Below are 12,874 nucleotides of genomic sequence, written 5' to 3'. Positions count from 1 at the left end.
GCTCTGTGCATCTAACGGGTCCACGTGCCGACGGCGCGTGGACCCGTTCGTTATGAAGCGGGGCCCTGCAAGCTCTTACGCGCCGGTCCTCGGGCCTTTACTCTGATCCCGAATCGAAGGTTACTCGCCAGTTAGTTACGTAGATGGTTACGTAGTTACGCACCGCCAGCAGGCACCGCCGCCGCCCGGAGGACGTCGTGAGCGACACACAGACCCTGATCGAGAACCGGCCGCCCTCCGTGGCGACCCTCTTCCTTGAGCGCGTCGAGCGGACTCCCGACGCGGAGGCCTACCGGTACCCGGTTCCCGCCGCGTCCGGTGCCGGTCCCGACGACTGGAAGTCGCTCAGTTGGGGGCAGGCCGCCGAGCGGGTCTACGCGATCGCCGCCGGTCTCGTGGACCTCGGCGTGCGGTCCGAGGAGCGGGTCGCGCTCGCCTCCTCCACCCGGGTGGAGTGGATCCTCGCCGACCTCGGCGTGATGTGCGCGGGCGCCGCGACCACCACGGTCTACCCGTCGACCAACGCCGAGGAGTCGGCGTTCATCCTCTCTGACTCCGAGTCCAGGGTCCTCATCGCCGAGGACGCGGCCCAGCTCGCCAAGGCCGTGGAGCGCCGCGCCGACCTTCCCGGCCTCCGTCACGTGGTCGTCATCGACGCCGAGGGCGTGGAGACCGACGGCGACTGGGTCCTCTCCCTCGCCGACCTGGAGGCACGCGGCCGCGCGTACCTGGAGAAGCACCCCGAGTCCGTCAAGGAGCGGGTCGCCGCGATCACCGCCACCCAGCTCGCCACCCTGATCTACACCTCGGGCACCACCGGCCGCCCCAAGGGCGTCCGCCTCCCGCACGACAACTGGTCGTACATGGCCAAGGCCATCGCCGCCACCGGTCTCGTCACCCAGGACGACGTCCAGTACCTGTGGCTGCCGCTCGCCCACGTCTTCGGCAAGGTCCTCACCTCGGGCCAGATCGAGGTCGGTCACGTCACCGCCCTCGACGGCCGGGTAGAGAAGATCATCGAGAACCTGCCGGTGGTCCAGCCGACCTACATGGCGGCCGTGCCCCGCATCTTCGAGAAGGTCTACAACGGGGTCGCCGCCAAGGCGCGCGCCGCCGGCGGCGCCAAGTACAAGATCTTCCAGTGGGCGGCCGAGGTCGCCCGCGAGTACGCCAAGGCCAGCCAGGACAACTTCCGCCGCACGGGCACCGCCTCCGCCCCCTTCGGCCTCACCGCCAAGCACAAGGTCGCCGACGTCCTCGTCTACAGCAAGATCCGCGAGGCGTTCGGCGGCAACCTGCGCGCCTGCATCTCCGGGTCCGCCGCGCTCGCCCCCGAGATCGGCTACTTCTTCGCCGGCGCCGGTATCCACATCCTGGAGGGCTACGGCCTCACGGAGACCTCCGCCGCCTCCTTCGTCAACCCGGGCGAGGCCTACCGCACCGGCACCGTCGGCAAGCCGCTCCCCGGCACCGAGGTCCGGATCGCCGACGACGGCGAGATCCTGCTGCGCGGCCCCGGCGTCATGGAGGGCTACCACGGCCTGCCGGAGAAGACGGTCGAGGTCCTGGAGTCCGACGGCTGGTTCCACACCGGCGACATCGGTGAGCTGTCCGCCGACGGCTACCTCCGGATCACCGACCGCAAGAAGGACCTGATCAAGACGTCCGGCGGCAAGTACATCGCGCCGGCCGAGGTCGAGGGCCAGTTCAAGGCCGTCTGCCCGTTCGTCTCGAACATCCTGGTCCACGGTGCCGACCGGAACTTCTGCACCGCCCTGATCGCCCTCGACGAGCCCTCCATCCTCGGCTGGGCCGCCGACCACGAGCTCGCGGGCAAGTCGTACGCCGAGGTCGTCGCCGCCCCGCAGACCCAGAAGCTCATCCAGGGCTACGTCGACCGCCTCAACGAGGGCCTCCAGCGCTGGCAGACGGTCAAGAAGTTCCGTCTGCTGCCGCGCGACCTCGACATCGAGCACGGCGAGCTGACGCCGTCGCTGAAGCTGAAGCGGCCTGTGGTGGAGCGGGAGTACAAGGGCCTCATCGAGGAGATGTACGCGGGCTCTCGCGAGTCCTGAGGCGGGTCCCGACCCGGGTCTCGGCCCGGGTCCTGAGGCAGGTCCCCGACCCGGGTCCTGCCGGCATCCTGACGTGGTTCCTGACCTGCTCGGACTGCGGTTGTCCACAGGCCAGACGGTTTACCTCGGGCAGTACGGGACAATGGGCTCATGCCTTCCGTACTGCCCGATGGTGAGACCGTGCCCGAGACCGGGGCGCTGCCCGCGCACGCCCTGGAAGGGGCGGCCGAGCGGCCCCTCGGGTTCTACCTGCACGTGCCGTACTGCGCGACGCGCTGCGGGTACTGCGACTTCAACACGTACACCGCGAGCGAGCTGCGCGGTGCCGGTGGCGTGCTCGCCTCCCGGGACAACTACGCCGGGCAGGTCTCCGAGGAGATCCGGCTCGCCCGCAAGGTGCTCGGGGACGACCCCCGGCCGGTGCGGACGGTGTTCGTCGGCGGCGGTACGCCCACGCTCCTCGACGCCGGCGACCTCGTACGGATGCTGGGGGCCATCCGCGACGAGTTCGGGCTCGCGGACGACGCCGAGGTGACGACCGAGGCGAACCCCGAGTCGGTGAACCCGGCGTACCTGGCGGAGCTGCGGGAGGGCGGGTTCAACCGGATCTCCTTCGGCATGCAGAGCGCCAAGCAGCACGTCCTGAAGATCCTCGACCGGACCCACACGCCCGGGCGGCCCGAGGAGTGCGTCGCCGAGGCGCGGGCGGCCGGGTTCGAGCACGTCAACCTCGACCTGATCTACGGCACGCCGGGGGAGACCGACGACGACTGGCGGTCCTCGCTCGACGCGGCGATCGGCGCCGGGCCCGACCACGTCAGCGCCTACGCGCTGATCGTGGAGGAGGGGACGCAGCTGGCGCGCCGCATCCGGCGCGGCGAGGTGCCGATGACCGACGACGACGTGCACGCCGATCGGTATCTGATCGCGGACTCCGTCTTCGCCGAGGCCGGATTCGAGTGGTACGAGGTGTCCAACTGGGCCACCTCGGAGGCCGGGCGCTGCCTCCACAACGAGCTGTACTGGCGCGGCGCCGACTGGTGGGGTGCCGGGCCGGGCGCCCACAGCCACGTGGGCGGCGTCCGGTGGTGGAACGTGAAGCACCCCGGTGCGTACGCGGCGGCCCTCGGGGCCGGGAAGTCGCCGGGCGCCGGGCGGGAGCTCCTCTCGGAGGAGGACCGGCGGGTGGAGCGGGTGCTGCTCGAGCTGCGGCTACGGGAGGGGGTCGAGCTGTCGATCCTCAAGCCGGCGGGACTCGACGCCTCGCGGAAGGCCCTGGCGGACGGGCTGCTCGACCCCTCGTCGTACGACGCCGGGCGGGCGGTTCTGACCCTGCGGGGTCGGCTGCTTGCCGATGCGGTCGTGCGGGACCTGGTGGACTGAGCGAGGGGGACGCCCGGCGGAGGCCGTACCCCCGCCGTTGCGGGGACGGAGATCTGCTCGGCCGGGTGGACGAACTGATCGACGGAACACCTCCGCTGAGTGCGGAGAAGGGGCCGGGCGTCGGTCGGCACAACGAGCCGACCGGAGGTCAGGGCGCCGTCACGTGGTCGATCAGTCGCTCGACGGCACCCAGGAGTTCCGGTTCCAGGTCCTTGTAGGACGTGACCTTCGACAGGATGTGCTGCCACGCCGCGCCGGTGTTCGGCGGCCAGCCCAGGGACTGGCAGACGCCCGTCTTCCAGTCCTGGCCGCGCGGGACCGTCGGCCAGGCCCTGATGCCCACCGAGGACGGTTTCACGGCCTCCCAGACGTCGATGTACGGGTGGCCGACCACCAGGACGTCCGGGGACGTCACCTGCGCCGCGATCCTCGACTCCTTCGAGCCCGGGACCAGGTGGTCCACCAGGACGCCCAGGCGGGCGTCCGGTGCCGGGCCGAACTCCGCGACGATCGACGGCAGGTCGTCGACGCCCTCCAGGTACTCGACGACCACGCCCTCGATCCGGAGGTCGTCCCCCCAGACCCGTTCGACGAGTTCGGCGTCGTGCCGGCCCTCCACGTAGATCCGGCCCGCCCGCGCCACGCGCGCCCGCGCGCCAGGGACGGCGACCGAGCCGGAGGCCGTACGGGTGGGGCGTACCGGGGCGGCGGCGGTCGGGCGGACCAGGGTGACCACGCGGCCCTCCAGGAGGAAGCCGCGCGGCTCCATCGGGAAGACCCGGTGCTTGCCGAAGCGGTCCTCCAGGGTCACCGTGCCCGCCTCGCAGCGGATCACCGCCCCGCAGAAGCCCGTGGAGACCTCTTCGACGACGAGGTCGTGGTCGGCCGGGATCTCCGGGACGGGCTTCGACTTCTTCCAGGCGGGTGTCAGGTCCGGGTCGTAGCTGCGCATGGGCCCCATTCTGTCCAGGACGAGGTGGCGGGGATGCTGCTGGGGGTCCGGGGGTGATCCCCCGGGAGACGCAGTCAGGCGGGTGTCAGGTCCGGGTCGTAGCTGCGCATTCGGGCGACGTTACGCAACGGAGAAGCGGCGTGCCAGCTCTTCCCGCTGGCGTCGTACGAACGTGGCGTCCACCGTCGCCCCGTGGCCCGGTACGTACACCGCTTCCTCGCCGCCGAGCGACAGCAGCCGGTCCAGCGCGTCCGGCCAGCGGGACGGGATCGCGTCCGGTCCGGCCTGCGGCTCGCCCGACTCCTCCACCAGATCCCCGCAGAAGACGACCTCGCGCTCCCCGGGGACGCAGAGCGCCAGATCGTGGCCGGTGTGGCCCGGGCCGACGTTCGCCAGGAGCACCTGCCGGCCGCCCAGGTCGAGCGTCCACTCGCCGGAGACCACGTGCCGCGGGCTCACGAGGACGTCGGCGGCCTCCGTCGCCGCCCGCTCGTCGACCCCTTGCAGCACGGCGTCCCTGCGCAGGTCCTCCCGGTCCCGCTCCCGGCCGAGCAACTCGTCCACGCCCACCGCGCCGAAGACCTCCGCGCCCGCGAAGGCGGCGGTGCCGAAGACGTGGTCGAAGTGCGGGTGGCTCAGTGCGATGTGCGTCACTCTTCGGCCGTCCGTCAGCGCCGCGATCTGCCCCCGCAGCTCGGCGCCCTCCGCGACCGTCGAGCCCGTGTCGTACAGCAGGATCGCCCGTGCGCCCACGACCAGGCCCACCGTGGCGTCCCAGCCGGGCAGCCGGCGCCTGCCCACTCCGTCTGCCAACCGCTCCCACCCGTACGCTTCCCAATCGATGTCCATGGGGCGACGCTAACGGGTGCGCCCCCGCCTCCTTGCCAGGAGCGTTGCCCGCCGCCGTACACTGGCCGGGGGATTGCTGGCACTCGGGCAGGGTGAGTGCCAAAACCGGAGTAACCGGAGCATCCGGAACGACGACGACAGCTGGAGGTGCGCACGATGCTCAGCGAACGCAGACTCGAGGTGCTGCGCGCCATCGTCCAGGACTACGTCGGGACGGAGGAGCCGGTCGGCTCGAAGGCGCTCACCGAGCGCCACAAGCTCGGCGTCTCGCCCGCCACGGTCCGCAACGACATGGCCGTGCTGGAGGAGGAGGGCTACATCGCCCAGCCTCACACCAGCGCCGGGCGCATCCCGACCGACAAGGGCTACCGGCTCTTCGTCGACCGGCTGGCCGGCGTCAAGCCGCTGTCGACACCCGAGCGGCGCGCGATCCACAACTTCCTGGACGGCGCGGTCGATCTCGACGACGTCGTCGGGCGAACGGTCCGGCTGCTCGCGCAGCTGACCCGCCAGGTCGCCGTCGTCCAGTACCCCTCGCTGACCCGCTCGACCGTCCGTCACGTGGAGCTGCTCGCGCTGGCCCCGGCCCGCCTGATGCTCGTGCTCATCACGGACACCGGCCGCGTCGAGCAGCGCGTCATCGACTGTCCCGCGCCCTTCGGCGAGACCTCCCTCGCCGACCTGCGGGCCCGGCTCAACAGCCGGGTGGTCGGCCGCCGGTTCGCCGACGTGCCGCAGCTGGTGCAGGACCTCCCCGAGTCCTTCGAGGAGATCGAGGACCGCGCCACGGTCTCGACCGTGCTCGCGACCCTCCTCGAATCGCTCGTGGAGGAGCACGAGGAGCGGCTGATGATCGGCGGCACCGCCAATCTCACCCGCTTCGGACCCGACTTCCCCCTGATGATCAGGCCCGTCCTGGAAGCCCTTGAGGAGCAGGTCGTGCTCCTCAAGCTGCTGGGCGAGGCCAAGGAATCGGGCATGACCGTACGCATCGGGCACGAGAACGCCCACGAGGGGCTGAGCTCCACCTCGGTCGTCTCGGTCGGCTACGGTTCGGGCGGCGAAGCAGTCGCCAAACTCGGCGTGGTCGGACCGACCCGCATGGACTACCCCGGAACGATGGGAGCGGTACGCGCAGTGGCACGTTACGTCGGACAGATCCTGGCGGAGTCGTAAGTGGCCACGGACTACTACGCCGTACTCGGCGTGCGCCGCGACGCTTCCCAGGACGAGATCAAGAAGGCCTTCCGGAGGCTCGCGCGCGAGCTGCACCCGGACGTCAATCCCGATCCGAAGACGCAGGAACGCTTCAAGGAGATCAACGCCGCCTACGAGGTCCTCTCGGACCCGCAGAAGAAGCAGGTCTACGACCTCGGCGGCGACCCGCTCTCGGCCTCCGGCGGAGGCGGCGCGGGCGGCTTCGGGGCCGGTGGCTTCGGCAACTTCTCCGACATCATGGACGCCTTCTTCGGCACGGCCTCGCAGCGCGGACCGCGCTCGCGGACCCGTCGCGGCCAGGACGCCATGATCCGTCTGGAGATCGACCTCAACGAGGCGGCCTTCGGCACCACCAAGGACATCCAGGTCGACACGGCCGTCGTCTGCACCACCTGTTCGGGTGAGGGTGCCGCGCCCGGCACCGCCGCGCAGACCTGCGACATGTGCCGCGGTCGCGGCGAGGTCTCCCAGGTCACCCGGTCCTTCCTGGGCCAGGTCATGACCTCCCGGCCCTGCCCGCAGTGCCAGGGCTTCGGCACCGTCGTCCCGACCCCGTGCCCCGAGTGCGCGGGCGACGGCCGGGTCCGTTCCCGTCGCACGCTCACCGTCAAGATCCCGGCCGGTGTCGACAACGGCACCCGGATCCAGCTCGCCGGAGAGGGCGAGGTCGGCCCCGGCGGCGGTCCCGCCGGTGACCTCTACGTCGAGATCCACGAGATCCCGCACGAGACGTTCCAGCGGCGCGGCGACGACCTGCACTGCACGGTGACCATCCCGATGACGGCGGGCGCGCTCGGCACGAAGGTGCCGCTGCAGACCCTCGACGGCATCGAGGAGATCGACATCCGCCCGGGCACGCAGTCCGGCCAGTCGGTTCCGCTGCACGGCCGCGGCGTCACGCACCTGCGGGGCGACGGCCGGGGCGACCTGATCGTGCACGTCGAGGTGCAGACCCCGGGCAAGCTCGACGCGGAGCAGGAGCGGCTCCTGCGCGAGCTGGCCAAGCTGCGCGGCGAGGAACGGCCCACCGGGCAGTTCCAGCCGGGTCAGCAGGGGCTGTTCTCGCGCCTGAAGGACGCCTTCAACGGGCGGACCTGACCGGACGGCATCGTGAGGGAAGGGGCGGGACGGCGACGAGCCGTTCCGCCCCTTCCCGCTTCCGGAGTCCCGCCTTCCGTAACCTGACGTACCGATTCGGCGCGCCGGGGCCGTCATGAAACGATGCCCGTATGTCCACCACCGCACTGAACGATCTCTTTCGGTATCCGATCGTGCAGGCCCCCATGGCGGGTGGCGCCTCCTGTCCCGAGCTCGTCGGAGCCGTCTGCGAGGCCGGTGCGCTCGGCTTCCTGGCCGCCGGGTACAAGACGGCCGGAGGCCTGTACCAGGAGATCAAGCAGGTGCGCGGGCTCACCGCGCGCCCCTTCGGCGTCAACCTCTTCATGCCGCAGGGCGGCCCGCACGCCGATCCCGCCGCCGTCGAGGTCTACCGGCACCAGCTCGCCGGCGAGGCGACCTGGTACGAGACGTCCCTCGGGGAGACCGACGACTGCCGAGACGACGGCTACGACGCCAAACTGGCGATCCTCCTGGACGACCCGGTCCGCGTCGTCTCCTTCACCTTCGGCTGTCCCTCGCCCGAGACGCTCGCGGCCTTCGCCCGTGCCGGAACGTTCACGCTCGTCACCGTCACCTCCGCCGAGGACGCCGTCGCCGCCGAGCGGGCCGGTGCCGACGCCGTCTGCGTCCAGGGCGTCGAGGCCGGCGGCCACCAGGGCACGTACCGCGACGACCCGGAGGACGACGACACCCCGGGGACCGGGCTCCTCGCCCTCGTCACCCAGGTCCGCGAGAGCGTCACGCTGCCGATCGTCGCCACCGGCGGGATCATGCGCGGCGCGCAGATCGCCGCCGCCCTCGCCGCCGGGGCCGACGCCGCCCAGCTCGGCACCGCCTTCCTCGGCTGCCCCGAGTCCGGCGCGCACCCGCTGCACAAGCGGGCACTGACCGATCCGCTCTTCACCCGGACCGCCTTCACCCGGGCCTTCTCCGGGCGTCCGGCGCGCGGGCTCGTCAACCGCTTCATGCGGGAGCACGGACCGTACGCCCCCGCCGCCTACCCCGAGGTCCACCACCTCACCGCCCCGCTCCGCAAGGCCGCCGCCGCCTCCGGCGACGCCCAGGGCATGGCCCTGTGGGCCGGGCAGGGCCACCGTCTCGCCCGCGAACTCCCCGCCGGGCGGCTCGTCGAGGTCCTGGCCGCCGAACTCGACACCGCACTCTCCGACCTGGCTCACAGGAGCGCTTCATGACCGCACCCGTCTTCGTCGTCGACGCCGTTCCCGGCCCCGGGAGCTTCCTCCTGGACGGTTCCGAGGGCCGGCACGCCGTCTCCGTGAAGCGGCTCCGGGAGGGCGAGGAGCTCGTCCTCGCCGACGGCCGGGGACGCTGGGCCGAGTGCGTGGTGCTGACCGCCGAGGGCAAGGACCAGCTGACCGTGCGGGTCGACGAGGTGCACGAGGACCCCGCGGAGGAGCCGCGGATCACGGTCGTGCAGGCGCTGCCCAAGGGCGACCGGGGCGAACTCGCCGTCGAGACCATGACGGAGACCGGGGTCGACGCGATCGTGCCCTGGGCCGCCTCCCGCTGCATCACCCAGTGGAAGGGCGACCGGGGCCTCAAGGCGCTCGCCAAGTGGCGCTCCACGGCGCGCGAGGCGGGCAAGCAGTCGCGCCGCACCCGCTTCCCCGAGGTCGCCGACCTCATGACGACCAAGCAGCTCGCCGCCCTCCTCGCGGCCGCCGACTTCGCCGCCGTCCTGCACGAGGACCGTGCGCATCCGTCCGGCGCGCTGGCCTCCGCCGAACTGCCCGCGAAGGGCTCGATCGTGCTGATCGTCGGACCCGAGGGCGGAGTCTCCCCGGACGAGCTCGCGGCCTTCGAGGCGGCCGGCGCGAAGCCGTACCGGCTGGGCCGCAGCGTCCTGCGCACCTCCACGGCGGGTACGGCGGCGACGGCCCTCGTCCTGGGGCGCACCGGCCGCTGGAGCTAGTCGGCCTGCGGGGCTTCCGTCGTCGTCAGCGTGTCGAAGAGCGGCCAGCCGTCCTCCTCCCGCTGTCCGTGCGTGGTGGGGACGAGGTCGCGGGTCAGGGCCTCTTCGAGGAAACGGCGCACCACGCCGGGCTCGTTGAGGTTGAGCCAGCCGCCTTCGACGGCGGCCACCTCGCCGAGGCCCATCGGATAGCCCGCCACGATCCGGCCCGGACCGTCCCGGAAGACCAGGCGGAGCTGGGCATGCCGGGTCTCCGCGCGGCGGAGGGCGAGGACCGTCCGGCAGTCGGGGTGGCGGTGCCGGACGTTCCAGAGCCACACCGTGCCGTCCACCGTCAGCTTGCGCAGCACGCCGTCCCGTCTCATCCGGCGCAGTGTACGGAGGGCGCGTGTACGGAGGGCGAGGGTACGGACGGCGAGGGTACGGACGGCGTTCTTGCCGGCCGGCCCTTTTTGCCGGAACCCGGTGGACGGCCGCCCCGGGGCGCTTCATAGGGTGGCCGCATGGCCGACGAGTCCCCTCTGATCCGCAGTCTGCGCACCGCCGTTGCCGCCGCCCCCGGTGACGTACCCCTGCGCCTCCACTTCGCCGAGCTGCTCCTTTCCGAGGGGCGCAACGAGGAGGCCGTCGCGGAGGCGGCCGTCGCCCTCCAGCACGCGCCCGGGGACGCGGACGCCCGCGCGCTGATGATGCGGGCGATGGGCATGCCCCCGGCCGCGGCACCTGCTCCGGCGCCGGTTCAGCCTCCCGCCGCCGAGCAACCCGCGCCCGAGCAGCCCGCGCCCGAGGCGCCCGCCCCTGGCAACGCCCCCGCCTTCGACTGGGCCGCCGCCGAGCAGCAGGTCCAGGACCTCGTCGGCCCTCGCTTCCTGGAGGACCCGCAGGCCGACGGCGGTGACGGGCCCGCCGGGGACGCCGCCGCCTGGGACGTGGACGCCCCCGGCTCCGTACGCCTCGCCGACGTCGGCGGCATGGAGGAGGTCAAGGACCGCCTGGAGGCCGCCTTCCTCGCCCCCATGCGCAACCCCGAACTGCGCAGGCTGTACGGCAAGTCGCTGCGCGGCGGCCTCCTCCTGTACGGGCCGCCCGGCTGCGGCAAGACCTTCATCGCCCGGGCCGTCGCGGGCGAGCTCGGCGCGAACTTCCTCACCGTCTCGCTCTCCGACGTCCTCGACATGTGGATCGGGGCCTCCGAGAAGAACATCCACGACATCTTCGAGACGGCCCGCCGCCAGGCCCCCTGCGTCGTCTTCCTCGACGAGCTGGACGCCCTCGGCGCCAAGCGTTCCCGTACGCACCACAGCGGTCTGCGCAACGTCGTCAACCAGCTCCTCACCGAGCTCGACGGCATCGCGAGCGGCGCCGGCAACGAGGGCGTCTTCGTGCTCGCCGCCACCAATGTGCCCTGGGACGTGGACATCGCGCTCCGCCGCCCCGGCCGCCTCGACCGCACGCTCCTCGTGCTGCCGCCCGACGCCGCCGCCCGGGAGGCGATCCTCCGCTACCACCTGCGCGAGCGCCCCATCGAGGCCGTCGACCTCGGCAAGCTCGTCAAGGTCACCGAGGACTTCTCCGGCGCCGACCTCGCCCACCTCTGCGAGACCGCCGCCGAGGCCGCGCTCCTCGACTCCGCCCGCAGCGGCTCCGTACGCCTGATCACGACGAAGGACCTGCTCGGCGCGGCCAAGCAGATCAAGCCGTCCACGGAGCCGTGGTTCGCCGCCGCCCGGAACGTCGCCATGTTCGCCAACGAGGGCGGGCTCTACGACGACCTCCTCGCCTACCTGAAGCGGAAGCGCAAGCTGTGACCACTCCGACCGCGCTCCTGCGCGCCGAGGCGCTGTACGACACCGGACGGTACGAGCAGGCCGGGGCGCTCGTCGCCCAGCACCTGGCGACCGACCCGGAGGACGCCGACGCCCTCGTCCTGCTCGCCCGCTGTCACCACCGGGCCGGCGACGCCCCGGCCGCCCTGGCCGCCGTGGACCAGGCGCTGGGCGCCCGGCCCGAGCTGCTCATGGGCTGGCTGATGCGCGTCCAGATCCTGCTGGCCCTGAAGCGGTTCCCGGAGGCCGAGACCACGGCTCGGCGCGCCGTCGGGATCGCCCCGCAGTACTGGGGCAGCCACTACGCGCTCGGCACCGCACTCGCCGAACACGCCGAACACGCCCGCACCCCGGGCCGCGCGGTCGAGGCGTACGAGGCGGCGCGGGCCGCCGTCGCCCTCGGGCCCGAGGAGGACGCGGCGCATTTCCTGGTGGGCCTGACCGCCCAGCGCCGGGGTGACCACGCCACCGCGCAGCGGGCGTACGAGACGGCCCTGCGGCTCAACCCGCAGAGCAGCGAGGCTCACAACAACCTCTCGCTGCTGCGGCTGCGGCGCCGCTGGTTCCGGCGCGGGGCCTGGACGCAGGCCGCCGAGGGCTTCGTCGCCTCCGCCGCGCTCGACCTCGACGACCGCAAGGCCCGCTACAACCTGGAGGCCATGGCCTGGAACTCCGCGGCCGGGGCCCGCTGGGTGGCCCTCCTCGGCTTCGTGGCCTCCGCCGTCGCCATCACCTGGATCCCAGGCCGCGCGACCTGGGCCGACGCGGCCGTCCCGCTGCTCGCCGGCGTGGCGGTGCTCGTGGGCGCCTGGACGGGATGGGTGGTGTGGATGGCCCGCCGGGTGCCGCCCCGGCTGCGCCGCCCCATGCTCCTCGTGGCGCGCAACTGCCGGCCGGTGCTGTTCATGGCCGGGGCCGTCGGGCTCCTCGGCCTCTACTCGCTCGCCGCGCTTGCCCTGTGGTCCTTCGACTCGGGCGTCGTGAGCGGATTCGGCACGCCGCTGTTCTGGGCGGTGATCATCACGTACTGGGTGAGCCGCTCGGCCCTGAACCGCCGCGCGCCGAAGGACTGACCGGGGAGCGGGTCCTGTCGGTGGCGGCGGATAGCATTCCCGTCGTACCGACCTGTATCGACCGACAAGGCGAGGAGGCCCAGGCCATGGCCGGAGAGCCGCAGAGCGACTGCCTGTTCTGCAAGATCGCGGAAGGGGAGGTGCCGGCGACGATCGTGCGCGAGACCGAGACGACCCTCGCGTTCCGCGACATCAACCCGCAGGCGCCCACGCACATCCTCGTCATCCCGCGGCTCCACTACCCGGACGCCGCGTCCCTGGCCGCCGCCGCGCCGACCGTCGCCGCCGACATACTGCGGGAGGCCGGAGAGATCGCCGCGCAGGAGAAGATCGACGGCCACGGCTTCCGGATCGTCTTCAACACCGGCGCCGGCGCCGGTCAGACCGTCTTCCACGCCCACGCGCACGTGCTGGGCGGCCGCGGTCTCAACTGGCCGCCCGGGTAA

Annotated in this window: 12 protein-coding genes; 9 read left to right on the top strand and 3 right to left on the bottom strand. The window is 72.4% G+C overall.

The features are described from left to right. The first annotated feature begins 197 nt into the window (after nt 1–197). Together ACFWWU_RS16275 and hemW are read left to right on the top strand one after the other, a co-directional pair. Nucleotides 198–2,075, top strand: a complete 1,878-nt coding sequence (locus ACFWWU_RS16275; protein ID WP_384145089.1) for an AMP-dependent synthetase/ligase — start codon at nt 198–200, stop codon at nt 2,073–2,075. Between the two features lie 150 nt (nt 2,076–2,225). After that, a complete protein-coding gene (gene hemW / locus ACFWWU_RS16270; RefSeq protein WP_384145086.1) occupies nt 2,226–3,458 on the top strand; it encodes a radical SAM family heme chaperone HemW in 1,233 nt (410 codons plus the stop codon). Nucleotides 3,459–3,606: 148 nt separating this feature from the next. On the opposite strand, the gene ACFWWU_RS16265 is transcribed toward hemW, so the two are convergent. After that, complete coding sequence (locus tag ACFWWU_RS16265) at nt 3,607–4,410, bottom strand: DUF3097 domain-containing protein (protein WP_384145083.1); 804 nt, start codon at nt 4,408–4,410, stop codon at nt 3,607–3,609. A 120-nt stretch (nt 4,411–4,530) separates the two neighbouring features. Continuing rightward, nucleotides 4,531–5,259, bottom strand: a complete 729-nt coding sequence (locus tag ACFWWU_RS16260; RefSeq protein WP_384145080.1) for an MBL fold metallo-hydrolase — start codon at nt 5,257–5,259, stop codon at nt 4,531–4,533. Between the two features lie 156 nt (nt 5,260–5,415). Here ACFWWU_RS16260 and hrcA point away from each other — a divergent pair, with 156 nt between their 5' ends. The 4 genes from hrcA to ACFWWU_RS16240 all read left to right on the top strand — a co-directional run bounded on the left by hrcA (nt 5,416) and on the right by ACFWWU_RS16240 (nt 9,529). Further along, on the top strand, nt 5,416–6,435 hold the full coding sequence (gene hrcA, locus ACFWWU_RS16255) for a heat-inducible transcriptional repressor HrcA (protein WP_384145077.1): 1,020 nt from the start codon (nt 5,416–5,418) through the stop codon (nt 6,433–6,435). Next, nucleotides 6,436–7,575, top strand: a complete 1,140-nt coding sequence (gene dnaJ, locus ACFWWU_RS16250; RefSeq protein ID WP_384145074.1) for a molecular chaperone DnaJ — start codon at nt 6,436–6,438, stop codon at nt 7,573–7,575. Nucleotides 7,576–7,706: 131 nt separating this feature from the next. Beyond that, nucleotides 7,707–8,789, top strand: coding sequence for a nitronate monooxygenase (locus tag ACFWWU_RS16245; protein WP_384145071.1), 1,083 nt, complete (start codon nt 7,707–7,709; stop codon nt 8,787–8,789). Continuing rightward, a complete protein-coding gene (locus ACFWWU_RS16240) occupies nt 8,786–9,529 on the top strand; it encodes a 16S rRNA (uracil(1498)-N(3))-methyltransferase (RefSeq protein WP_384145068.1) in 744 nt (247 codons plus the stop codon). The genes ACFWWU_RS16245 and ACFWWU_RS16240 overlap by 4 nt, the downstream gene beginning before the upstream one ends. Here ACFWWU_RS16240 and ACFWWU_RS16235 read toward each other — a convergent pair. After that, nucleotides 9,526–9,894 carry a hypothetical protein gene (locus tag ACFWWU_RS16235; RefSeq protein ID WP_384145065.1) on the bottom strand — a complete coding sequence of 123 codons (369 nt, stop codon included), beginning with the start codon at nt 9,892–9,894 and terminating at the stop codon, nt 9,526–9,528. The two genes, ACFWWU_RS16240 and ACFWWU_RS16235, sit on opposite strands and share 4 nt — an antisense overlap. Nucleotides 9,895–10,032: 138 nt before the next feature. Here ACFWWU_RS16235 and ACFWWU_RS16230 point away from each other — a divergent pair, with 138 nt between their 5' ends. The 3 genes from ACFWWU_RS16230 to ACFWWU_RS16220 all read left to right on the top strand — a co-directional run bounded on the left by ACFWWU_RS16230 (nt 10,033) and on the right by ACFWWU_RS16220 (nt 12,874). Further along, nucleotides 10,033–11,337: an ATP-binding protein gene (locus ACFWWU_RS16230; RefSeq protein ID WP_384145062.1), complete on the top strand. Its 1,305-nt coding sequence runs from the start codon at nt 10,033–10,035 to the stop codon at nt 11,335–11,337. Next, nucleotides 11,334–12,428 (top strand): tetratricopeptide repeat protein, encoded by a 1,095-nt coding sequence (locus ACFWWU_RS16225; RefSeq protein WP_384145058.1) that lies wholly within the window; start codon nt 11,334–11,336, stop codon nt 12,426–12,428. The genes ACFWWU_RS16230 and ACFWWU_RS16225 overlap by 4 nt, the downstream gene beginning before the upstream one ends. Before the next feature lie 86 nt (nt 12,429–12,514). After that, nucleotides 12,515–12,874 carry a histidine triad nucleotide-binding protein gene (locus ACFWWU_RS16220; RefSeq protein WP_384145054.1) on the top strand — a complete coding sequence of 120 codons (360 nt, stop codon included), beginning with the start codon at nt 12,515–12,517 and terminating at the stop codon, nt 12,872–12,874.

The sequence above is a fragment of the Streptomyces sp. NPDC058650 genome (genome assembly GCF_042717315.1).
Classification (GTDB): domain Bacteria; phylum Actinomycetota; class Actinomycetes; order Streptomycetales; family Streptomycetaceae; genus Streptomyces.
This window is presented reverse-complemented; position numbering and strand designations above follow the sequence as displayed.

What these genes read in the sequence shown, in the direction of transcription:
- hrcA (WP_384145077.1), top strand. Translation starts at nt 5,416, where the DNA reads ATGCTCAGCGAACGCAGACTCGAGGTGCTGCGCGCCATCGTCCAGGAC.
- ACFWWU_RS16240 (WP_384145068.1), top strand. Translation starts at nt 8,786, where the DNA reads ATGACCGCACCCGTCTTCGTCGTCGACGCCGTTCCCGGCCCCGGGAGC.
- ACFWWU_RS16220 (WP_384145054.1), top strand. Translation starts at nt 12,515, where the DNA reads ATGGCCGGAGAGCCGCAGAGCGACTGCCTGTTCTGCAAGATCGCGGAA.
- hemW (WP_384145086.1), top strand. Translation starts at nt 2,226, where the DNA reads ATGCCTTCCGTACTGCCCGATGGTGAGACCGTGCCCGAGACCGGGGCG.
- ACFWWU_RS16265 (WP_384145083.1), bottom strand. Translation starts at nt 4,410, where the DNA reads ATGCGCAGCTACGACCCGGACCTGACACCCGCCTGGAAGAAGTCGAAG.
- ACFWWU_RS16260 (WP_384145080.1), bottom strand. Translation starts at nt 5,259, where the DNA reads ATGGACATCGATTGGGAAGCGTACGGGTGGGAGCGGTTGGCAGACGGA.
- ACFWWU_RS16245 (WP_384145071.1), top strand. Translation starts at nt 7,707, where the DNA reads ATGTCCACCACCGCACTGAACGATCTCTTTCGGTATCCGATCGTGCAG.
- ACFWWU_RS16230 (WP_384145062.1), top strand. Translation starts at nt 10,033, where the DNA reads ATGGCCGACGAGTCCCCTCTGATCCGCAGTCTGCGCACCGCCGTTGCC.
- ACFWWU_RS16235 (WP_384145065.1), bottom strand. Translation starts at nt 9,894, where the DNA reads ATGAGACGGGACGGCGTGCTGCGCAAGCTGACGGTGGACGGCACGGTG.